Here is a 20,812-nt window from a genome sequence, read left to right on the forward strand (position 1 = left end):
TCAGCGCCCTAGCCTCGTGCGGTGAGCACCGAGCACCCCACCACCTCCGCGCCCGTCACGGTCTCGATCACCCGGAGGGTCCGTCCCGAGCACGCCGACCAGATGACCGCGTGGGTGCGTGCCGGGTCCGCGCTCGCCGAGCGCTTCCCGGGATTCCTCGGCACCGGCTGGGTCCGACCGGCCGAGTCCTCGGACGAGTGGCACATGCTCTACCGCTTCGACGGGCCCGACTCGCTCGCCACGTGGGAGGCCTCCGACGAGCGGCGCTGGTGGTTGGGCGCCGCGCAGGGACTGGTGGAGGACTACCGGAAGGAGCGGCTGACGGGCATCGAGGGGTGGTTCGACCCGCCGCAGGAGTACGTCGTGGAGCAGCTCGCGGGCCCCGGCCGACCGCCCAGGTGGAAGCAGGCGGTGATGATCTGGTTCGCGTTCTTCCCGCTGAGCCTGCTGACGACCGTGCTGGTGTCGTCGTCGGCGCCGGAGCTGCCGACCGTGCTGCGGGTGCTGGTGAGCACGCTGGTGATGACCCCGATCATGACCTACCTGGTGCTGCCCTTCCTGACCTCACGGCTGGAGTGGTGGCTCCAGGGCCAGCCGGCACCGTGGCGAGGCGGCGACGACGAGGCGACGGGGCGGTCCGAGGCTCCCCCGACCCGCTAGTCCGCAGACCGGGCGGCGCCCGCGATCGCGTCGGCCTCCAGGTCGACGTACCGGTGCGTCAGCGAGCGGGTCATCGCCCACCCGATCCGCGAGAGCGGACCGGTCATGGTCACGCTCAGCCTCAGCCGGCTGCCGTCGGCGTGCGGCTCGACGACGTGACTGGCGACGACGGTGGCCCCGGGTGAGTGGGACTCCCACGTGAACGACGAACCCTCGGTGAGCTCGGTGACCGTCCACACGGCTTCGGGGAGCCGGGGCTGTCGCAACCGGGTCCTGGCCCCGACGGCCAGCGGGCCGGCGTCGAGACGTTCGACCGAGTCGACGGTCGGGATGAGCGAGGGCCAGCGCTCGACGTCGACCAGCACAGCCCAGACCCGCTCCGGCGGGGCCGCGATGACGACGCTGTGCTGGAGGCCCGGCATGCGCCGAGTGTAAGGCGGGGCGGCGGCCGACCGGCGTCGCTCAGCGGTAGTTGGTGAACTGCACCGCGAAGTCGTAGTCCTGCTCCTTGACGAGCCGCTGCACGGCCTGCAGGTCGTCACGCTTCTTGCTCGACACCCGGAGCTCGTCGCCCTGGATCTGCGCCTTGACGCCCTTGGGACCCTCGTCGCGGATCAGCTTGCTGATCTTCTTGGCGTTCTCGGAGCTGATGCCCTCCTTGAGGGCGATGCCGATCTTTGACTCCTGCCCTGACTGGCGGGGCTCGGAGGCGTCGAGGATCTTCAGGCTCTGGTTGCGCTTGACCAGCTTCTGCTTGAAGACGTCGAGCACGGCGTTGGCGCGGTCGTCTGCCGAGGCCGTGATCTCGATGGCGTCCTCGCCCTTCCACTCGATCGAGGCGCCGGTGCCCTTGAAGTCGAACCGGGTCGCCACCTCCCGCGCCGTCTGCCCGAGGGCGTTGTCGACCTCCTGGCGGTCGATCTTGCTGACGATGTCGAACGACGAGTCGGCCATGGCTGCCCTCCGGTTTCGGCTCTGCGGCGTACGGACGCTATCCTTCCTTCTCGTCGTGCCGCGGTCATCGCCGGGGCTCAGACACGGCAGGTTGCCCGAGCGGCCAATGGGAGCGGACTGTAAATCCGTCGGCTTATGCCTACCCAGGTTCGAATCCTGGACCTGCCACCGGACCCCCGCCCCGTGCGGGGGTTCCTGCATTTCCGGGGCCTCATCGCTGCCCCGCCACACCCGAGCGGCGCACAATGGTGCCGTGAGCCTGACCGTCGAGTCGGACGCCTCCCGCGTGGGGGCCCTGGCGGTCCTCGCCACCGGTAGCGGGGTCGCCGTGGTCCTGGGTGCCTACGCCGGCCTCCACGAGCCGGCCGGCCGGCCGCTGCTGACCTTCGGCTTCTCCGGGATGCTGCAGATGAAGGCGTGGTTCACCACGGCTGCAGCCGCGCTGCTCGTCGTACAGCTCGTCACCGCGCTCTGGATGTGGGGCCGGCTCCCGACCTCGAACCCGGCGCCCGACTGGACCGCACCGCTGCACCGGTGGAGCGGCGCGTCGGCGTTCGTCCTCACCCTGCCGCCCGCGTTGCACTGTCTCTGGGCCCTGGGCTTCGCCGCCGACAGCCCGCGGGTCCTCCTCCACTCCGTGGTGGGATGCCTGTTCTACGGGGCGTACGCCGCCAAGATGCTCGGCCTGCGCCTGCGGGGTCTTCCGGGGTGGGCCGTCCCGCTGCTGGGCGGCCTGGTCCTGACGCTGCTCACCCTGATCTGGCTGACCTCGGCGCTGTGGTTCTTCAGCCGCAGCGGCCTCCCGCTGACGTGAGGAGGAGCTGACGTGTCGCTGCCACCCCTCACCCGAGCCTCGGCCCTCCGCGGCGGGCTGGTGGTGGCGGTGGGTGCGGTGGCGGGGTTCACCGTCGCGCGGTTGGGAGGGCTGGGCACCACCGAGGAGCCCGGGGCGGCCAACGCCTACGGCACCGCGCCGTCGGACGGGCGGCGGCTGGCGGCGCTGGACGAGGTCCCGGCCGACGGCGGGCTGGTGCTCGTCGACGAGGGCGTGGTGCTGGTCCGGGGATCCGGTGAGGAGGTGTGGGGCTTCTCGGCCATCTGCACCCACCAGGGCTGCCCAGTCTCGGAGGTGACCGGCGGACGGATCCTGTGCCCGTGCCACGGCAGCGCCTTCGACGCCCTGACGGGGGAGGTCGTCGCCGGGCCCGCGCCCACTCCGCTCGAGCCCGTCGAGGTCGAGGTGCGGGACGACGAGGTCGTGACCGCGTGACGGGGCGACGCAGGAGCGCGGACGGTCGCCGCTGGGTGGCGCTGCTGCCGACGCTCGTCTGGCTGCTCGCGGTCGGGGTCGCCGTGGGCGTGCTGCTGGCGGTCGGGTGACCGGTTGCCGTGCTTCCGGGCGGCTCGGCAAGCCTTGCCTTACTGGAATCGTTCAAGAAAAGGGTGTTAGGTGGGGAGACGTCAACTGGAAAGGACGACCCCGTGACCCAGACCGTCGAGAAGTCCCTGGCCACCCGCCCCGCCTTCCAGGCCTCGCAGCAGCTGGCCGACCACTTGGAGCAGCTGCTCGTGGACCTGACCGACCTCCACCTGCAGGGCAAGCAGGCCCACTGGAACGTGGTCGGCAAGAACTTCCGTGACATGCACCTCGTGCTCGACGAGGTGGTCGACGCGGCCCGCGAGTTCTCCGACGACATCGCCGAGCGGATGCGGGCGGTCTACGTGACCCCGGACGCCCGCGCGGCCACCGTCGCGGCGCGGACCAGCCTGCCGGCGTTCCCCGCGGAGGAGGTGCAGACCGACGAGACCGTCGACCTGATCGTCGCGGCGATCTACGGCGTCGCAGGCACCGCCCGCCGGATCCACGACGAGGTGGACGCCGAGGACCCCACGACCGCCGACATCATCCACACCGTGCTCGAGCGGCTCGAGCAGCTCGCCTGGATGATCGACGCCGAGAACCGCGTCGCCAACCGCAGCGAGCCGCGCTCCATCCAGGAGTGACTCACGCTGGTCTGGAGGCGCATCGACAGCTCATCGGCAGCCGCCAGCCGCTGTTGAGCCGGTCGAGCCCCTCGAGCGGCCCGCCGGGGAACGCCAGGCGCAGCCGGTCCACCCCGTCGGCGGCGATCGCCGCGAGCTCGATCCCGTAGCGGTCGATCGCGCGCGGCACGACAGCCAGTGCGTCGTGGCCGTGGGCCCGCACGCAGGCCAGCAAGTCGGCGGCGTGCGCCTCCTCGAGGTGGTGCAGCATCGTGGCGGCGTCGTCGCGCAGCGGGTCGGGCTGGGCAGCCAGGAACTCCGCCACGGGGATCGACACCCGGGCCGGACCGACCAGCCGCACCCCGAGCAGGGTGGGCCGGTAGCCACGGCATCCGCAGTGCTCGCCCGTGGTGTCGCGAAGCGGAGCGAACGTGCCGGTCAGGTGCAGCACCCAGCCGAGCGGGGCCGGCACGACCAGCGTCGCCACCGGGCACGCGGCGAGCCGGGCGACGACCGGGGAGTCGGGGGAGAGCCACACAGCCGGCGTACCGGCGACCTGGTCGTGGACCGTGACCGCGGTCAGGTTGGCGGTCGACCGGCACTCACGCGTGAGCAGCGATCCGGTGGTGGCCTGCGCGAGCGCGGTGCGTGCGCGCTCCGCCCAGGTGGGCTCCGAGGTGCCAGTCATGAGGTAAGGCTACCCTTACTTTGGACGTACGCAAGGCTGCCCCCAGCCCGTTCCTAGGTCGGCAGGTCGCGGTTGAACTCCGAGTCCTTGCGGGAGATGACCTCCCGGCGCTCCTCCGGTGAGAGTGCCTCGACCAGCGCCAGCGCCTCCGCGGGCTGCCCGCTCAGCTCCGCGACGTCGGCGAGCGGCACCACGGTGTGGACCACCTGGTCGTCGTACAGGTGCAGCACCGTGCAGGCCTGGTGTCCCGCCACGCCCGAGACCAGTCGCGCCGCTGGTGCGGGGTCGAGGGTGTAGCAGCTCGCCGAGGCCACCGACACGGGGATGCCGGCGAACTGGGACCACGACGTGTAGTGGTAGTGACCGCCGAGGATCCCGCGGACGTCGGTGCCACGCACGACGTCCGCGAGGCGCTGCTGGTCGGCGAGCTCGATGATGGCGGCCACCGGCACCGTCGGGACCGGGATCGGCGGGTGGTGCAGCGCCAGCAGCGTCCCGTGTGGTGCCGGGGTGGCCAGCACGTCGGCGAGCCAGGCGAGCTGGTCGGCGGAGAGCTCACCGTGGTGGTAGCCGGGCACCGTGGTGTCGAGTGCCACGATCCGCAGGCCGTCGACCTCGTGCACGCGATCCTGCGGCCCGGTGTCGTCGGTGCCGAAGAGCGCCCGCGCATAGGGTGCCCGCTCGTCGTGGTTGCCCATGACCCAGACCACCTCGGCCCCGATCCCGCGTGCGAACGGCTCCACGAGCTCCCGCAGTCGGCGGTACGCCGCCGGCTCGGCGCGGTCGGCGAGGTCGCCGGTGAACACCAGGGCCTGCGGGGCGGGGTCGATCCGCGACAGCCGTTCGAGGGCCTGCACCAGTCCCGGCTCGGGGTCGATCGCGCCGTACTGCAGCGCGCCGTCGGCGAGCAGGTGGGGGTCGCTCAGGTGCGCGACGACGTGGCGTGGCTGCGGGTGCTGACCGAACTGGACCACGGTTCCACGGTAGGGCCTGCGATGATCCCGGCGTGACCGAACAGATCCACGACATCGGCCGGCGCCGGGCGTGGGTCATCTGGGTGGTCGGGCTGTCGGTCTACCTGCTCGCGGTCTTCCACCGCAGCTCGCTCGGTGTCGCGGGTCTGCTGGCAGCCGACCGCTTCGGGGTCGACGCCACCCAGCTCGCGTTCTTCACCGTGCTGCAGCTGCTGGTGTACGCCGGCATGCAGGTCCCGGTCGGGGTGCTGCTCGACCGCTTCGGCTCCCGCGCGCTGCTGCTGTGGGGCCTGGTCATCATGTCCGGCGCCCAGCTGGCCTTCGCGTTCGTCGAGTCGTTCCCGGCCGCGGTGCTCGCCCGCGCCCTGCTCGGGGCGGGTGACGCGATGGTGTTCGTCAGCGTGATCCGCCTGGTGTCGGTGTGGTTCCTCGTGCGGCAGGCGCCCCTGGTGACCCAGCTGACCGGACAGATCGGGCAGCTCGGCGCGATCGTGGCCGCTGCCCCGCTCTCCTCCGCCCTGCGCGAGCTCGGCTGGACCAGCTCCTTCGGGTTGGCCTCGACGGTGGGCGTGGTGCTGATGGTCGCCGTCGCGCTGCTGGTCAAGGACTCGCCGTACGCGCGTGGTGGCCCGACCCGCGTCAAGCTGCGGGCCCTGACCCGCTCGCTGCAGGCGGTCTGGGGCAACCCGGGCACCCGGTTGGGCATGTGGTCGCACTTCACCACCCAGTTCTCGATGACGGTCTTCGCGATGTTGTGGGGCTTCCCGTTCCTGGTGCGCGGGCAGGGCCTCTCGCCGACGCTGGCGAGCTCGCTGCTGATGGTGATGACCCTCTGGGTGATCGTCGGGGGCCTGACGCTCAGCTGGGCGGTCGGTCGCTTCCCCTACTACCGGTCCTGGATCGTGGTCGGCATCGTGCTGGCGATGGCGGCCGCTTGGGGGGCGGTGCTCCTGCAGGACGGGCCGGCCCCGATGTGGCTGCTCGTGGTGCTGCTGTGTGCGATGGGGACGGGCGGGCCGGCCTCCATGGTCGGCTTCGACCTCGCCCGCTCCTTCACCCCGCTCGACGAGACCGGACGGGCCAACGGACTGGTCAACGTCGGCGGCTTCTCCGCCTCGCTGCTGGTCACGCTGCTGATCGGGCTGGTGCTCGACCTGCGCGAACCCGGTGGCGTCGGCGCCTACGACCTCGACGACTTCCGGGTCGCCTTCGCGGTGCAGTACGCGTTCTGGGGGCTGGGCCTGGTGCAGGTGCTGCGCTACCGCTACCGCGGCCTCGACCACCTGCGTCGTCAGCACCCCGGCGCCATCGAGACCCTGCGCCGGGGCGAACCCTTCGTGCACCCCGGGTTCAGCGACCGTGAAGGCGTCTGACGGGTGATCCTCAGCGGGCGGGGAGAATCGTCCCGGTCACGTCGCCCAGCGAGATCCGACCGCCGGCGGTGCCGGGGGCGGTGTAGCGCAGGGTGACCGTGTCGCCGTCCTCGAGGAAGGTGCGGCCCTCCCCGAAGGGCTCCTGGCCGCCCCAGCTGAGCTCGAGGAAGGAGCCACGCTGGTCGGGCTCCGGCCCGGAGATGGTGCCGGAGGCGAACAGGTCGCCGGTGCGCAGGGAGGCGCCGTTGACGGTGAGGTGGGCCAGCATCTGCGCCGGCGACCAGTACATGGTGCGGTAGGGCGGCCGGGCGACGACGTCGCCGTTGAGCTCGACCTCCACCTCGATGTCGAGCCCCCGCGGCGAGCCCTCGGTCAGGTAGGGGAGCGGCTCGGGGTCCTGGCCGGGCAGGTCCACCCACGCCGCATCGAGAGCGGCCAGCGGCGTCACCCAGTGGGAGATCGAGGTGGCGAAGGACTTGCCGAGGAACGGCCCGAGCGGCACGTACTCCCACGCCTGGATGTCGCGCGCCGACCAGTCGTTGAGGCCCACCAGCCCGAAGACGTGGTCGGCGAACCCCGGGACGGGGACCCGCTCGCCCAGCGTGCTCGGCGTACCGACCACGAAGCCCAGCTCGGCCTCGATGTCCAGCCGCACCGAGGGGCCGAACGTCGGCACGTCCTCGGACGGCGGCTTGCGCTGCCCCTGCGGGCGGACGACGTCGGCGCCGCTGGCGACGACCGTGCCCGCACGACCGTGGTAGCCGACCGGCAGGTGGCGCCAGTTCGGCAGCAGCGGCTCGGCGTCGGGGCGGAACATCTTCCCGACGTTGGAGGCGTGGTCGAGGGACGCGTAGAAGTCGACGTAGTCGGCGACCTCGACCGGGAGGTGGAGGGTCACCTCTGCCAGGGGCACCAGGTGCGGCTCGACCAGGTCGCGCTCGGCCTCCTCGGTGAGCAGCCCGGTCAGCCAGGTGCGCAGCGACTGCCACACCTGCGGCCCCTCGGCCATCAGCGGGTTGAGGGAGCGCTCCTCGAAGACGTGGTGGACGTCGAGCATCTCGGCCGCGGCGACGGGGGCGACGTCGAGGACGTGCTCACCGATCCGGACGCCGACGCGCGGCTCCTCGCCGCCGCGCGAGAAGACACCGAAGGGCAGGTTGTCGACGTCGAAGAGGGAGCCGGCGGCCCCCTCCACCCAGCTGGTGGTCACGGCTTCTCCAGGAGTCCGAGGGCGAGCAGGTCGTCGAGGGGCTCGCTGACCGAGCAGGAGCCGAAGGAGGTGAACCAGCGGCGGCCGCGCGCGAGCTCCTCACCGGCTGCCGCGTCGGTGAGGGACCGGGGGTCGCGGTCGTCGAGGATCGCGACGACCTGCTCGGTCGTCGCACCGTCGAAGGCGCGCAGCGTCGCGAGGAGCACGTTGAGGAAGCCGTGGTGGTCGAACCCGTCGTCCGCGGTGTGGGCCACGGCGTTGTGCAGCCCGGCCGTGCACTTGAACGGCGTCTCGCGGTCGAGCGCCGCGTCGATCCAGGCGGCGAGCGTGGCGGAGCCCGGGAACAGGTGGGCGTCGAGGCCGCCGGTGCGGAACTTCAGCCGGTGCCCGCCCTCGGCCACGGCGTCGGCGGCCGCGAGCCAGGCCGACTCCTGGGGGACCGCCGGCAGCTCGACGTACGCCGGCACGTCCTCGGCCAGCAGCCCCTCGGCCAGGGCGGTGTCGAGGGCCGTGGTGACCCGGCGCGCGTTGCCGGCCAGGTCGTCGAGGTCGCGGAGCGCTATCTCGACGCCGGCGAGCTCGTGGCCCCCGCGTGCGGCGAGTCGGAGCGCCCCGGCGATCGCGCCGGCGCCGCCGGTCACCACCACCGAGAGCCGCAGCGGCTGGTCGATGTCAGGGATCCGCTCGTCGGTGACGACGAACGACCCGACCAGGTCGGCGTACCAGTCGCTCCGACGGGCCACGTGGGCGTTGACCGCGTCGGGCAGCGGTACGTCGCCGGGCGGGAACACCGCCGCGTCGTCGACCAGTCCGGTCCAGGCGTCGGGGAGGCTCACGCCGCCACTGTAACGACGGCCACAGCGGCCGCCCCACCGCCCGCGGGCACCCTGCCGGGAGAGTGGCCAGCGGTCAGCCGGCGAGCGCGGCGTCCAGCTTGTCCAGGGCCATCCGCCAGCCCATCTCGCCCGGCGAACCGGCCGGCACGCCCTCGTGGGTCAGCCGGAGGTGCGTCGCGCCACTGGCGTCGGCGAGGGCCACCGTGACCTGCGTGGTCGCGGGGTGCCCGGGCGGCAGGCCCGCCTCGCCCGGCTCCAGCACACGGCCGTCGGGGTCGCTCATCGACTCGGTGTAGCGCAGCAGCGTGGGCTGCTCCACGTCGAGGAACTCCCCGACGAACCACATCTGCGCCGGCCCGGACGGCTGCTCCATCGCCATGCTGAAGTGGCGCCGGCCACCGACCGCGACGTCCATCTCGACGATCCGGACCTCCGCCCCCGGTGGGCCGTACCACCCGGCGAACCGGTCGGGGTCCGCCCACATCTGCCAGACCTGCTCGATGGGGGCGCCGATCGTGCGGTCGAGGACCACCGATGCGCTCTCCGTGGATGCGTTGCCGGTCATGCTTCCTCCCTCTGTCGCTCGAGCCGGGTCTCCATCCGGTCCAGTCGCCGCTCCCACGTCGCGCGCTGCCGGTCGGCCCACGACGACACCTCGCCGAGCGCGTCCGGCCGCAGTGCACAGGGGCGGAACTGCGCGTTGCGCCCGCGGGTGATGAGGCCCGCGTGCTCGAGCACCTTCAGGTGCTTGGAGACCGCGGGCAGGCTCAGGGCGAACGGCGCCGCCAGCTCGTTGACGCTCGCCTCGCCCTCGGCCAGCCGGGCGAGCATCGCCCGCCGCGTCGCGTTGGCGAGCGCGGCGAAGACGATGTCGAGCCGCTGCTCCGCCGTCGGGTCTGCCGTCAGCGTCATCGTGCTGCCCTTCGGGTCTGGTGGAGCCCTACTTTGATCATCGGCTAATTAGCCGATTAGTAAAATACGCCGACATGCGCGGTGGCGCAAGGGTGTGCGGGGGACTCAGCTGGTCCAGGCGCGCCAGAGCGCGGCGTACTCGCCGTCCTCGCGGTCGACCAGCTCGGCGTGCGAGCCGAGCTCGGCGATCTGCCCGTCGATCACCACGGCGATCCGGTCGGCGTCGTGGGCGGTGTGGAGGCGGTGGGCGATCGCGATCACCGTGCGGCCCTCCAGCAGCGCGTGCATCGAGCCCTCGAGCGTCCGGGCGGTCCGCGGGTCGATGAGCGAGGTCGCCTCGTCGAGCACGAGGGTGTGCGGGTCGGCGATGATCAGCCGCGCCAGCGCGACCTGCTGGGCCTGGGCCGGCGTCAGCGCCTGCTGGCCCGAGCCGATCCGGGTGTCGAGGCCGCGGGGCAGCCGCTGCACCCACTCATGGGCGCCGACCGCCGCCAGCGCCGCCCACACCGCGGTGTCGTCGGAGTCCTCGCGTGCCAGCACGATGTTGTCGCGCACGGATCCGATGAAGACGTGGTGCTCCTGGGTCACCAGCGCCACCTCGGTGCGCAGCACCTCCAGCGGCAGGTCGACCAGCTCCACGCCACCCACCCGGGCCGAGCCGGTGCGGGGCCGGTTGATGCCCGACAACAGCCGGCCCAGCGTCGACTTCCCGGAGCCGGACGGGCCCACGACGGCCAGTCGCTCACCGGTGCGCAGGTCGAGGTCGACGCCGTGGAGGACGTCGTGCCCCGGGCGGTAGGCGAACCGCAGGTCCTCACCCACCAGCTCCGGCCCGGTGGGCAGCGCCTCGCCCGGCGTCCGGTCGGGCGGCACCTGGGCGATGCCGAGCAACCGGGCCGTCGACGTCGCGCCCACCTGCAGCCGGTCGAGCTCGCCGACCAGCCGGTCCAGCGGGCCGCTGAGCGCCTCGACGTAGAGCACGGCCGCGGTGATCTGGCCCAGGGTCAGGTAGCCGTAGGCGTAGCCCCACGCCCCGACGACCAGCGTCACCACGCGGGGAGTGTTGAAGGCGATGTCGATGACGGCGAACAGCAGGTTGCGCAGCGACATCGTGTAGCGCTCCGCCTGGGCCGAGACGTCGATGTCGTCGTCACCCTGGCCGACCCGGCGTCCGGCCAGGCCCAGCGCCTCGACCGTGCGGGCACCCTCCACCGTCTCGGTGAGGGTGGTGTTGATGCGCGAGTACGTCGCGCCCTCGGTGATGTAGCCCTTCGGGGCCGTTCGCAGGTAGCTGCGCACCGCGACGTAGCTGGTGGCGATCACCAGCAGGGACGGGACGGCGAGGATCACCGAGTTGAGCAGCATCGCCACCACGGAGAGGGCGACCGTGAGCAGCGAGATGATCGCCATCGGCAGGCCGAACTGCACCGAGCGGCTCATCGTGCCGACGTCGCGCGTGACGCGGGTGACCAGGTCGCCCGTGCTGGCGCTCTCGACCTGGCCCAGCGGCAGCCGCAGGATCACGCGCACGACGTACTCGCGCGCCGAGGCGAGCAGGTCCTGCCCGAAGAGCGTCGAGACCCATTGGGCGAAGAAGGTGAACAGCGCCTGCGCGCACACCACGGCCACGACGACCAGGGCGAGGGTGCCGAGGCCGGAACCGGCGCCTTCGACGGTCCGGTCGACGAGGTTCCCGAGCAGCCGGGGCACGACGAGGGCCGCACCCGCGGCGAGGGCGTTGAGAGCCACCAGGGCCACGAAGGTACGTCGGCGCTCGGAGATCAGCTGTCGGGCGAAGGCCAGCACTGCGCGGTCGTCGGCGACCGGCCAGCCCCGCTCGGGGTTCCGCGAGTCCTCGTAGACCTGCTCCGCCTCCTGCCGGCGCAGGTGGTGGCGCATCCGCCAGGCGGCGAGCCGCTCCACCGGCGTCGCCTCGGCGGGTGGCGTCAGGCGCGGGTCGACGGGCGGCCGGTCGGAGGCGTGGTCGGACCAGGTGGCGGCCGAATCGGCGAGCAGGTCCGTGCTCACGGGGTCACCTCCTCGTCGATGGCGCGGGCGACCACGGCGCGGTAGGCCGGGTGGTGGGCGATGAGGTCGTCGTGGCGGCCGCTCGCCGCGACGCCGCCGTCGACGAGCAGCACCACGCGGTCGGCGTGATGGAGCCACAGCGGCGAGACGGTGCAGACGACCGTGGTGCGGCCGGCGCGGAGCTCGGCCACCCGCTCGGCGATGCGGGCCTCGGTGTGGGCGTCGACGGCCGAGGTGGGGTCGACGAGCACCAGCACCGGCGGCTCGGACGCGAGCGCCCGGGCGAGCACGACACGCTGCCGCTGGCCGCCCGAGAGGCCGCGACCCCGCTCGTCGAGCACGCCCTGCCAGCCGCCGGGCATGGCGTCGTACACGTCCTCGGCGTTGGCGGCGCGCAGCGCCGTCTCGGCCTGCTCGCGGGTCAGCCGCCGGTGCGGGTCGACGGCGTCCTGCAAGGTTCCGGCGAAGAGCTGGCTGCCGGTGTCGCTGACCAGGATCGTGGCGCGGACGTCGGCCAGGGCGGCGTCGGCGAGGTCGACCCCGGCCAGGCGGACGCCCCAGGTCCCGCTCGTGCGGGCGGCGTCACGGGCCGCGAGCTCGGCACGCCGGCGGGCGCGCTCCGAGCGGGCCCGGCGGGCGGCCCGCCCCTTGAGGCCCTCCTCGTCCTCCTCGCTCACCGGATCGGTGTCGGCCGGGAGGTAGCGGCCCAGCCGGTCGGCGAGGGCCGCCGACTCCTCGGGGACCGCGCTCACGACGACGGTCAGCTCGCCCGCGCTCGCGACGAACCCGCTGGCCGCGTCGACCAGCTCCCCGCGCGGGTCGAGGGCGACCGGCTCGGCGGCGTCGCGCCAGGGCGGCTCGGGCTCGAAGATGGCGATCGCCTTGCGGGCGGAGACCAGCGACCGGGTGATCTTCTGCGCGAACTCGAAGAAGGTCCGGATCGGGCCGATCAGGTAGAGGCCGTAACCGAGGAAGCTCACCAGCTCGCCGATCGTCAGCCGGTCGGCGAGGACCTCGCGGGTCCCGAGCCAGAGCAGGAGCACGAGGAAGACGCCGGAGAAGAGCACGCCGAGCGCCTCGATGACCGCCTGCCAGATGCCGGCGGAGACACCGGCCGCGCGGGCGCTCTGGGACTGCTGGGTGTAGTTGCGCCCGAAGGTCCGCTCGCCCCCGATACCGCGCAGGATCCGCAGTCCGGCCACGATGTCGGTGGCCATCGAGGTCAGCTCGGAGTTGCGGGTGCGCTCGACCTCCTGGCGCCGGTGCAGCGGGCGCAGGAACGGCAGTGCCACCGCGAAGAGGATCGGCGCGGCGACGAGGACGACCAGCCCGAGTCGTGGCGAGGTGGCCAGCACGATCGCGGCGACCGCGAGGAACGAGATGAGCTGGGCGCCGGCGCGGGCGATGATCTCGTTCATCGCCCCGAACTCGTCGGAGTCGCTCGAGGCGACGCTGAGGATCTCGCCGGTGGGCGAGCGGCGCGGGAGGACGTGCCCCATCTGGGCGGCCTTGCGGGTCACCATCATCGTCGTGCCGTAGAGCGCGATCAGCCAGCTGCGGACCACCAACGTGTGGAGCGAGATGCCGAACACGGCGCCGATGAGGGTCACGAGCAGCAGCGCCCCCGCGCCGAGCGCGACGGCGTACGCGTCGCCCGGGACGATGCCGTGGTCGATGGCCCGGCCGAAGATCCAGGGACCCATGATCAGCGGCAGCTGCCAGAGGACGCCGAAGACGACGCCCACCCCCACGACCGCACCCTGCTGACGGATGATCCACCGCAGGAACCGCCCGGGTGTGCTGGTGTCGGGTACCCCGGAACGCTGGTCGCCGTCCGGTGACCAGTACGTCGAGACAAGGGGCGGGAAGTCGCGCATGGCCCGTCGAGCGTAGGTCCGCCCGTCTCTGCCCGGCGACTCGTTTTCGTCGCCGTCCGCCCGGCGCGTGGTCAGCGTCACGTGTTCGGACGCTAGGTGTTGAAGCGGACTTCAGGTCAAGCGACCAGGGGCGTACGGCGTCTGCCCCGACCACACAATGTCCACAAACGTGGGCCTGCCGGCTTTCTGCACAGTTCCGGGTCGTCTGGTTTCTTCGAACATGTGTTCGGGGAGAATGGATGCATGACGGCAGTTCTCGACCTCCACCCCGCGCCCGGCCACCCGGCCGCGCTGGTGGCGGCGGTGCACGAGGCGCTGGACGACGTCCGGGTGGACGGGTTGGGGCCGGAGGAGCTCGCGGGGACGATCGCCGAGCTCTCCCGCGCGCGGTCACGACTGCATGCGCTGGAGCTGAGGCTGGTCGCTGCCGCCGAGAGGTCCTCGGTGGCTCGGGACGCTGGGTGTGCGTCGACCGGGGCGTGGCTGTCACGCCAGACGCGGTCCGGCACGGCGGCCGCGTCCCGCGAGGTGAAGCTCGCCGCCGACCTGAACGCCAAGCTGCCCGCCACCCAGGCAGCCCTGGGCGCTGGTGAGGTCTCGACGGAGCACGCTGCAGTGATCGCCCATGCCACCCAGCGCCTCCCCGGCGGGCTCTCCGCCGACCAGGTCGCCACGGTCGAGCAGCGGCTGGTCGAGCAGGCGCGGCGCGTCGACCCCGGCCAGCTCCGCAGGCTCGCGCGTCGCGCACTCCAGGCCGTGGAGCGCGACACCACCCGCGTCGACGCCCACGAGAACGCGCAGCTCGTCGACGAGGAGACCCGGGCGTTGGCGAAGACCCGGCTCACCCTCCACGACAACGGCGACGGCACGCTGTCCGGTCACTTCACGGTGCCGCTGGTCGCCGGGTCGGTCCTGAAGAAGGTGCTGGACGCCCTGACGTCGCCTCGGAGGATCTCGACAAGCTCGACCGGCGTGGCGTCTGGCTCGGCGGACACGGCGTCAGGCTCGACGAGCGTGGCCGACCGCGACTGGGCCCACGAGCGCGGCCTCGCGTTCTCCCAGCTTCTCGAGCACCTCCCCACGGATCGGCTGCACGGCAAGACCGCGGCCACGGTCGTGGTCACTCTCGACCTCGAGACCCTCCAGGGACGGCTCGAGGCCGCGGGGCTCGACACCGGCGACGTGATCTCCGCATCCGAGGCCCGCCGCCTGGCGTGCGGGGCCGGCCTCGTGCCCGCCGTCCTCGGAGGCAAGTCCCAGCCCCTCGACCTCGGGCGGGCCAACCGGTTCTTCTCCGAGGCGCAACGCACCGCCGGCGCCCTGAGCCACACCAGCTGCACGGCCGAGGGGTGCGAGGTCCCCTACGCCTGGTGCGAGCTCCACCACCGGCAGCCGTGGAGCCAGCAGGGCAGGACCGACCTGGCCGACATGGTTCCGCTCTGCGGCTTCCACCACCGAGCCGTCCACGACCCCGGCCACCGCCACCGTCGACTACCCGACGGCTCGATCAGGTTCACGAGGCGGACGTGACCGACCTCCGGATTCGGCAATCCGGGTGGTCGTGCCCGGGGCGCTGGTGGTAGACGTTCATGGTGGTCTACTACCGGCGCGTCGGCGAGGTTCCTCGCCAGCGGCACACCCAGATGCGGGACTCCGACGGCAACCTCTACCGCGAGGAGCTGATGGGCGAGGAGGGCTTCTCCTCCGACTCCTCGCTGCTCTACCACCGGGGTGTGCCCTCGGCGATCGTCGACAGCCAGGTCTGGGAGCTCGGCGACCAGCGCCTCCAGCCCAACCACCCGCTGAAGCCGCGCCACCTCAAGCTCCACAGCCTCTTCGAGGGCGAGGGGGAGGGCGCCTGCCCCGTCGAGGGACGGCGGCTGGTCCTCGGCAACGGCGACGTCCGCATCGCCTACGTCGTCACCGGCACCGACCCCAGCCCGCTCTACCGCAACGCCATCGGCGACGAGTGCGTCTACGTCGAGAGCGGCTCGGGCACCGTCGAGACGGTCTTCGGGGTGCTGCCCTACCGCACCGGCGACTACGTGCTCGTGCCCCGGTCCACCGACCACCGGTGGGTCCCCGCCGAGCCGAGCCGGCTCTACGCCATCGAGGCCAACAGCCACATCCACGCGCCCAAGCGCTACCTCTCCCGGTACGGGCAGTTCCTCGAGCACGCCCCCTACTGCGAGCGCGACCTGCACGGCCCCGACGAGCCGCTGCAGGCCGAGGGCGCCGACGTCGAGGTGCTGGTCAAGCACCGCACCTCCGCCGGGATCGTGGGGAGCCGGCTAACCTACGCGACCCACCCCTTCGACGTCGTCGGCTGGGACGGCTGCCTCTACCCCTACACGTTCAACGTCGAGAACTACATGCCGATCACCGGCAAGGTGCACCAGCCGCCCCCGGTCCACCAGGTCTTCGAGGGCTGGAACTTCGTGGTGTGCAACTTCCTGCCCCGCAAGGTCGACTACCACGAGCTCGCGATCCCGGTGCCCTACTACCACTCCAACGTCGACTCCGACGAGGTCATGTTCTACGTCGGCGGCGACTACGAGGCACGCAAGGGCTCGGGCATCAACATCGGGTCGATCTCGCTGCACCCCGGCGGCCACGCCCACGGGCCACAGCCGAGCGCGATCGAGGCCTCGCTCGGCGTCGAGTACTTCGAGGAGTCGGCCGTCATGGTCGACACCTTCCGGCCGCTCGAGCTGGGCGAGGGTGGCGTCGCGGCCGAGGACCCGGCGTACGCCTGGACCTGGGCCGGACGCGGGCCCGACGCCGACGGCGAGGACGGCGGCCCCGCCGTCTACTCCAACTCCTGACGACGGCAGCGCCGCGAGGGCGGATCCTTGACGCGGGCGTGAGGATGGAGGCATGAGTCGGAAGCCGCCGGTGAACGACATCGACGAGCGGGACCTCGAGGTCGACGAGCCCGAGCAGTCGGCGGCGGGCGTGACGGCGGTGGCCGTGACGATGAAGCGGGCGATCGAGCAGATGGGCGTGGCCCGGACCGCGCGGACCCTGCTCAAGCTCAACCAGGTCGACGGCTTCGACTGCCAGGGCTGCGCGTGGCCGGACCCCGACGCCGGGCACCGTCACACGGCCGAGTTCTGCGAGAACGGCGCCAAGGCGGTCACCGAGGAGGCCACGAAGCGGCGCGTGGACCGCCGGTTCTTCGCCGCCCACCCGATCGCGGAGCTGCGGGAGAAGACCGACTACTGGCTGGGGCAGCAGGGCCGCATCATCGAGCCGGTGGTGCTGCGGGCCGGCGCGACCCACTACGAGCCGATCACGTGGGACAACGCGTTCGCCCTCCTGGCCGACCGCCTCAACGGGCTGGATTCACCCGACGAGGCGATCTTCTACACCTCCGGCAAGACCTCCAACGAGGCAGCGTTCTGCTACCAGCTGTTCGCGCGCGCCTTCGGCACCAACAACCTGCCTGACTGCTCCAACATGTGCCACGAGTCGACCAGCGTCGCGCTCGCGGAGGTCATCGGCATCGGCAAGGGGTCGGTCAGCCTCCACGACATCGAGACCGCCGAGCTCGTCGTCGTGATGGGCCAGAACCCCGGCACCAACCACCCGCGGATGCTGTCGGCGCTGGAGAAGGCGAAGCAGAACGGCGCGAAGATCCTGGCCATCAACCCGCTCAAGGAGGCGGGGCTGGTCCGCTTCAAGAACCCGCAGACCCCGCGCGGCCTGTCCGGCATCGGCACCGCCCTGGCCGACCTCCACCTGCCGGTCCGGGTGAACGGCGACCTCGCGCTGTTCCAGGCCATCGGCCACTTCCTCGTCGAGTGGGACGCCCTCGACCACGACTTCCTCAAGCACCATACCCACGGGTTCGACGCGTGGGCCGCCCACGTCCGCGACCTCGACTGGGACGTCGTACGCCGCTCGACCGGCCTCGAGCCCGAGCTGATCCGGCAGGCGGCGGAGATGTTCCGCGACTCCGGCGCGACCGTGACCTGCTGGGCCATGGGCATCACCCAGCACCGCAACGCGGTGGCCACCATCAAGGAGATCGCCAACGTCGCGCTCGCCCAGGGCAACATCGGCAAGCCCGGGGCGGGGCTGTGCCCCGTACGCGGCCACTCCAACGTGCAGGGCGACCGCACCATGGGGATCTGGGAGAAGCTGCGGCCCGCGTTCGGTGACGCCCTGCGCGACGAGTTCGGCTTCGAGCCGCCTCGCGAGGACGGTTTCGACACCGTCGACTCCGTTCGGGCGCTCCGCGACGGTCGCGCACGTGTCTTCCTGGGCATGGGCGGCAACTTCGTCTCGGCCGTGTCGGACACGGCGGCGACCGAGGCCGCGATGCGCAACGCGGACCTGACCGTGCACGTCTCGACCAAGCTCAACCGGTCCCACGTCGTGACCGGTCGCGAGGCGCTGATCCTGCCCGCCCTCGGGCGGAGCGAGAAGGACCTCACCGGTGGCAAGGCGCAGCGGGTCACCGTCGAGGACTCGGTCTCGGCGGTCCACGCCTCCCAGGGCCCGCTCGAGCCGGCCGCGCGGTGGCTGCGCTCGGAGGTCGACATCGTCTGCACCCTGGCGCTGGCCACCCTGGGCCCCCGGCACGTCGTGCCGTGGGCGACCATGCGTGCCGACTACGACGAGATCCGCCACCGGATCGCCCGGGTGGTCCCGGGCTGCGAGGACTACCAGGCGAGGATCGACCAGCCCGGCGGTTTCGTGCTGCCCCACCCGCCGCGCGACTCGCGGACCTTCCCCACCGACGTGGAGCGGGCGAAGTTCAGCGTCAGCCCGATCGAGGTGCTCCACGTACCCGAGGGGCGGCTGCTGCTGCAGACGCTGCGGTCCCACGACCAGTTCAACACCACCATCTACGGCCTCGACGACCGCTACCGCGGGGTGTCGGGTGGGAGGCGGGTGGTGTTCGTCCACCCCGACGACATCGAGGCGCTGGGGCTGTCGGCGGGCGCGACGGTCGACCTGGTCAGCGAGTGGACCGACGGCTCGGTACGCCGGGCGCCGGCGTTCCGCGTCGTCCCCTACGAGCAGCCGCGCGGCTGTGCGGCGGCGTACTACCCGGAGACCAACCCGATCGTCCCGCTCGACCACGTGGCGGAGGGCAGCCAGTGCCCCGCCTCGAAGTCGGTCGTCGTGCGACTGGAGGCAACCTCATGACCAACCCCGAGCGCGACCCGGACGAGATGGTCCTCGACCCGTGCGAGGTGACCCGGCAGGTCGAGGTGCTGCCGCCGCGCGAGGTGCCGCTCGGGGGGCCGCGTGCCATGCGCGTACGCCGGACGCTGCCGCAGCGGCACCGCTCCCTGATCGGGGCCTGGTGCTTCGTCGACCACTACGGGCCCGACCACGTCAGCGAGACCGGCGGCATGAAGGTCGCCCCCCACCCCCACACCGGCCTGCAGACCGTGAGCTGGCTGTTCACCGGGGAGGTCGAGCACACCGACAGCGCCGGACACCACGCCATGGTGCGGCCCGGCGAGCTCAACCTGATGACCGCCGGCCGCGGCATCAGCCACTCCGAGGTCTCCACCGGGGCCACCGAGGTGCTCCACGGCGTCCAGCTCTGGGTCGCCCTGCCCGACAGCGCCCGGTTCGTGGACCCCGGCTTCGAGCACCACGCCCCCGAGGCGGTGTCGGGGGAGGGCTGGCAGGCGCGGGTCTTCCTCGGCTCACTGCTCGGCGACACCTCGCCGGTCACCACCCACAGCGCGCTGCTGGGGGCCGAGCTGCTCCTGGAGGCCGGCACCACCCTCGAGGTCGACCTCGACCCGGACTTCGAGCACGGCGTGCTCGTCGACGCCGGCGTGGTGGTCGTGGCCGGTCAGGAGACCAAGCAGAACGAGCTCGCCTACCTCGCTCCCGGTGAGCGGTCGGTGCGGCTGTCGGTCGGAGCGGAGCCGGCGCGGCTGCTGCTGCTCGGCGGCATCCCGTTCGGCGAGTCGATCGTCATGTGGTGGAACTTCGTCGGCCGCAGCCACGAGGAGATCGTCGGCTACCGACGTGAGTGGCAGGAGCAGATCACCCGCGACGGCCACGTGGTCGATGACAGCCGCACGGTGGCCGACGGCCGGTTCGGCGTCGTCGACGACGAGCTCGCGCCGATCCCGGCTCCCGAGCTGCCCAACGCGCGCCTCAAGCAGCGTCGATGACGGGACCCGTCGTCGGCGAGGACGGCCTCGCCCGCTGTCCCTGGGCCGCCGGCGACCCCGTCAACCGGGCCTACCACGACACCGAGTGGGGCCGGCCCATCAGCGGCGAGGCCGCCTGGTTCGAGCGACTCAGTCTCGAGGCGTTCCAGTCGGGGCTGTCGTGGCTGACCATCCTCAACAAGCGTGACAACTTCCGGGCGGCGTTCGCGGGCTTCGACGCCGACGCCGTGGCGGCGTACGACGACGCCGACCGCCAGCGGCTGCTCGCCGATGCCGGGATCGTCCGCAACCGGCTCAAGGTGGACGCCACCATCAGCAACGCCCGGGCGGTGGTGGTCCTGCGCGACGCCGGCGGGCTGGAATCGTTCATCCACGGGTTCCGTCCCGCTGAGCAGCCGCGTCCCACCACGGCCGACGAGGTCGCGAGCACCTCACCGGAGTCGGTGGCGCTGTCCAAGGCCCTCAAGAAGCAGGGCTTCGTCTTCGTCGGCCCCACCACGATGTACGCACTGATGCAGGCCACGGGCCTGGTCGACGACCACCTCCTGGGCTGCCACCGACGTGGCGGGGGTTCAGCTCCTCATCGTCAGGTCGTCCAGTAGCCACACTCCATCGGGCTCGCTCGTCGCAGCGATGCGGACCGTGTCGAAGCCTCGGGAGCTCTTCACCTGGAGCTGGACCCATGCAGCGGTGCTCGTCGCGACGGTCGCCGTTCGGACGGTTCGGCCGTTGCGCTTCCCCACCAGTCGGAAGGCGGCGTCACCGAGGGCGCCGCCACCCTGCGACACCCAGACCGTGACGCTCTTCTGTCGCCGCGGCAACGTGATCGTCTCCGGCCCCACGGGGCGACCGTCGTTCGCCGTCCGCGCCTCGTCGTTGAAGGCCAGGAACCGGTCACCCGTGCGGGCATCCACGCCGAAGCTGCCGCACTCATCGAGTACTGCGCCGCCGTCCCGGGCAGCAGGGCCGCGGAACTTGGCTGCGGCATAGCGGTCGCGTAGTGGCTTGGTGGCCGAGAAGGAGCACTCTCGCGGCACGTCCTCGAAGCTGATGTAGGTGATGCCCGCACCGTGCGCCGGCGAGGATCCGGTGACGGTCACCACCACGGCAGTGAGCAGTGACATGACGCTGGCAGAAGCGATCCACGGTCTGTTCATGACGTCTCCTG

21 protein-coding genes and 1 tRNA gene are annotated in these 20,812 nt (G+C 72.1%); 11 read left to right on the forward strand and 11 right to left on the reverse strand.

What is annotated here, in order from left to right; genetic code table 11:
• Nucleotides 1-21 precede the first annotated feature (21 nt).
• On the forward strand, nt 22-660 hold the full coding sequence (locus K6T13_RS02030) for an antibiotic biosynthesis monooxygenase (protein ID WP_222896523.1): 639 nt from the start codon (nt 22-24) through the stop codon (nt 658-660).
• Here the strand turns inward: K6T13_RS02030 and K6T13_RS02035 are convergent.
• On the reverse strand, nt 657-1,082 hold the full coding sequence (locus K6T13_RS02035; RefSeq protein WP_222896524.1) for an SRPBCC family protein: 426 nt from the start codon (nt 1,080-1,082) through the stop codon (nt 657-659). The genes K6T13_RS02030 and K6T13_RS02035 overlap by 4 nt on opposite strands.
• A gap of 40 nt (nt 1,083-1,122) precedes the next feature.
• Nucleotides 1,123-1,614 carry a YajQ family cyclic di-GMP-binding protein gene (locus K6T13_RS02040; RefSeq protein ID WP_222896525.1) on the reverse strand — a complete coding sequence of 164 codons (492 nt, stop codon included), beginning with the start codon at nt 1,612-1,614 and terminating at the stop codon, nt 1,123-1,125.
• 85 nt (nt 1,615-1,699) lie between these two features.
• Between K6T13_RS02040 and K6T13_RS02045 the strand changes: the two genes are divergently transcribed.
• The 4 genes from K6T13_RS02045 to K6T13_RS02060 all read left to right on the forward strand — a co-directional run bounded on the left by K6T13_RS02045 (nt 1,700) and on the right by K6T13_RS02060 (nt 3,618).
• A tRNA-Tyr gene (locus tag K6T13_RS02045) sits at nt 1,700-1,782 on the forward strand.
• An 85-nt stretch (nt 1,783-1,867) separates the two neighbouring features.
• Nucleotides 1,868-2,428: a DUF6529 family protein gene (locus tag K6T13_RS02050; RefSeq protein ID WP_222896526.1), complete on the forward strand. Its 561-nt coding sequence runs from the start codon at nt 1,868-1,870 to the stop codon at nt 2,426-2,428.
• A 12-nt stretch (nt 2,429-2,440) separates the two neighbouring features.
• Complete coding sequence (locus tag K6T13_RS02055) at nt 2,441-2,884, forward strand: Rieske (2Fe-2S) protein (RefSeq protein ID WP_222896527.1); 444 nt, start codon at nt 2,441-2,443, stop codon at nt 2,882-2,884.
• A 212-nt stretch (nt 2,885-3,096) separates the two neighbouring features.
• Nucleotides 3,097-3,618, forward strand: coding sequence for a Dps family protein (locus K6T13_RS02060; protein WP_222896528.1), 522 nt, complete (start codon nt 3,097-3,099; stop codon nt 3,616-3,618).
• Nucleotide 3,619: 1 nt separating this feature from the next.
• Here the strand turns inward: K6T13_RS02060 and K6T13_RS02065 are convergent, their stop codons facing one another.
• Complete coding sequence (locus K6T13_RS02065; protein WP_222896529.1) at nt 3,620-4,285, reverse strand: DUF2470 domain-containing protein; 666 nt, start codon at nt 4,283-4,285, stop codon at nt 3,620-3,622.
• A 53-nt stretch (nt 4,286-4,338) separates the two neighbouring features.
• Nucleotides 4,339-5,259, reverse strand: coding sequence for a metallophosphoesterase (locus K6T13_RS02070; RefSeq protein WP_222896530.1), 921 nt, complete (start codon nt 5,257-5,259; stop codon nt 4,339-4,341).
• A 32-nt stretch (nt 5,260-5,291) separates the two neighbouring features.
• On the opposite strand from K6T13_RS02070, the gene K6T13_RS02075 reads away from it, so the two are divergent.
• Entirely contained in the window at nt 5,292-6,632 is a 1,341-nt protein-coding gene (locus K6T13_RS02075; RefSeq protein WP_249423894.1) for an MFS transporter, read from the forward strand.
• A 10-nt stretch (nt 6,633-6,642) separates the two neighbouring features.
• Here the strand turns inward: K6T13_RS02075 and fahA are convergent, their stop codons facing one another.
• The 6 genes from fahA to K6T13_RS02105 all read right to left on the reverse strand — a co-directional run bounded on the left by fahA (nt 6,643) and on the right by K6T13_RS02105 (nt 13,495).
• Nucleotides 6,643-7,842, reverse strand: coding sequence for a fumarylacetoacetase (gene fahA / locus K6T13_RS02080; protein ID WP_222896531.1), 1,200 nt, complete (start codon nt 7,840-7,842; stop codon nt 6,643-6,645).
• Nucleotides 7,839-8,678: a hypothetical protein gene (locus K6T13_RS02085; RefSeq protein ID WP_222896532.1), complete on the reverse strand. Its 840-nt coding sequence runs from the start codon at nt 8,676-8,678 to the stop codon at nt 7,839-7,841. Before K6T13_RS02085 ends, fahA begins: the two co-directional genes overlap by 4 nt.
• 73 nt (nt 8,679-8,751) lie before the next feature.
• The gene (locus K6T13_RS02090; protein ID WP_222896533.1) at nt 8,752-9,243 is read right to left on the reverse strand and encodes an SRPBCC family protein; all 492 of its coding nucleotides are present in this window, start codon (nt 9,241-9,243) and stop codon (nt 8,752-8,754) included.
• Entirely contained in the window at nt 9,240-9,590 is a 351-nt protein-coding gene (locus K6T13_RS02095; protein ID WP_222896534.1) for an ArsR/SmtB family transcription factor, read from the reverse strand. Before K6T13_RS02095 ends, K6T13_RS02090 begins: the two co-directional genes overlap by 4 nt.
• 105 nt (nt 9,591-9,695) lie before the next feature.
• On the reverse strand, nt 9,696-11,618 hold the full coding sequence (locus K6T13_RS02100; protein WP_249423895.1) for an ABC transporter ATP-binding protein: 1,923 nt from the start codon (nt 11,616-11,618) through the stop codon (nt 9,696-9,698).
• Complete coding sequence (locus K6T13_RS02105; protein WP_222896535.1) at nt 11,615-13,495, reverse strand: ABC transporter ATP-binding protein; 1,881 nt, start codon at nt 13,493-13,495, stop codon at nt 11,615-11,617. Before K6T13_RS02105 ends, K6T13_RS02100 begins: the two co-directional genes overlap by 4 nt.
• A 243-nt stretch (nt 13,496-13,738) precedes the next feature.
• Here K6T13_RS02105 and K6T13_RS02110 point away from each other — a divergent pair, with 243 nt between their 5' ends.
• The 5 genes from K6T13_RS02110 (at nt 13,739) to K6T13_RS02130 (ending at nt 20,246) form a co-directional block, all read left to right on the forward strand.
• The gene (locus tag K6T13_RS02110; RefSeq protein WP_222896536.1) at nt 13,739-15,025 is read left to right on the forward strand and encodes an HNH endonuclease signature motif containing protein; all 1,287 of its coding nucleotides are present in this window, start codon (nt 13,739-13,741) and stop codon (nt 15,023-15,025) included.
• 62 nt (nt 15,026-15,087) lie between these two features.
• Entirely contained in the window at nt 15,088-16,320 is a 1,233-nt protein-coding gene (locus K6T13_RS02115; protein WP_222898112.1) for a homogentisate 1,2-dioxygenase, read from the forward strand.
• Nucleotides 16,321-16,372: 52 nt separating this feature from the next.
• Nucleotides 16,373-18,652: an FdhF/YdeP family oxidoreductase gene (locus K6T13_RS02120; RefSeq protein WP_222896537.1), complete on the forward strand. Its 2,280-nt coding sequence runs from the start codon at nt 16,373-16,375 to the stop codon at nt 18,650-18,652.
• Entirely contained in the window at nt 18,649-19,644 is a 996-nt protein-coding gene (locus K6T13_RS02125; protein ID WP_222896538.1) for a pirin family protein, read from the forward strand. Before K6T13_RS02120 ends, K6T13_RS02125 begins: the two co-directional genes overlap by 4 nt.
• Nucleotides 19,641-20,246: a DNA-3-methyladenine glycosylase I gene (locus K6T13_RS02130; RefSeq protein WP_222896539.1), complete on the forward strand. Its 606-nt coding sequence runs from the start codon at nt 19,641-19,643 to the stop codon at nt 20,244-20,246. The genes K6T13_RS02125 and K6T13_RS02130 overlap by 4 nt, the downstream gene beginning before the upstream one ends.
• Here K6T13_RS02130 and K6T13_RS02135 read toward each other — a convergent pair.
• Nucleotides 20,217-20,801: a hypothetical protein gene (locus K6T13_RS02135; protein ID WP_222896540.1), complete on the reverse strand. Its 585-nt coding sequence runs from the start codon at nt 20,799-20,801 to the stop codon at nt 20,217-20,219. The two genes, K6T13_RS02130 and K6T13_RS02135, sit on opposite strands and share 30 nt — an antisense overlap.
• Nucleotides 20,802-20,812 lie beyond the last annotated feature (11 nt).

Origin of the sequence: Nocardioides coralli (genome assembly GCF_019880385.1) — a bacterium.
GTDB classification, from domain to species: domain Bacteria; phylum Actinomycetota; class Actinomycetes; order Propionibacteriales; family Nocardioidaceae; genus Nocardioides; species Nocardioides coralli.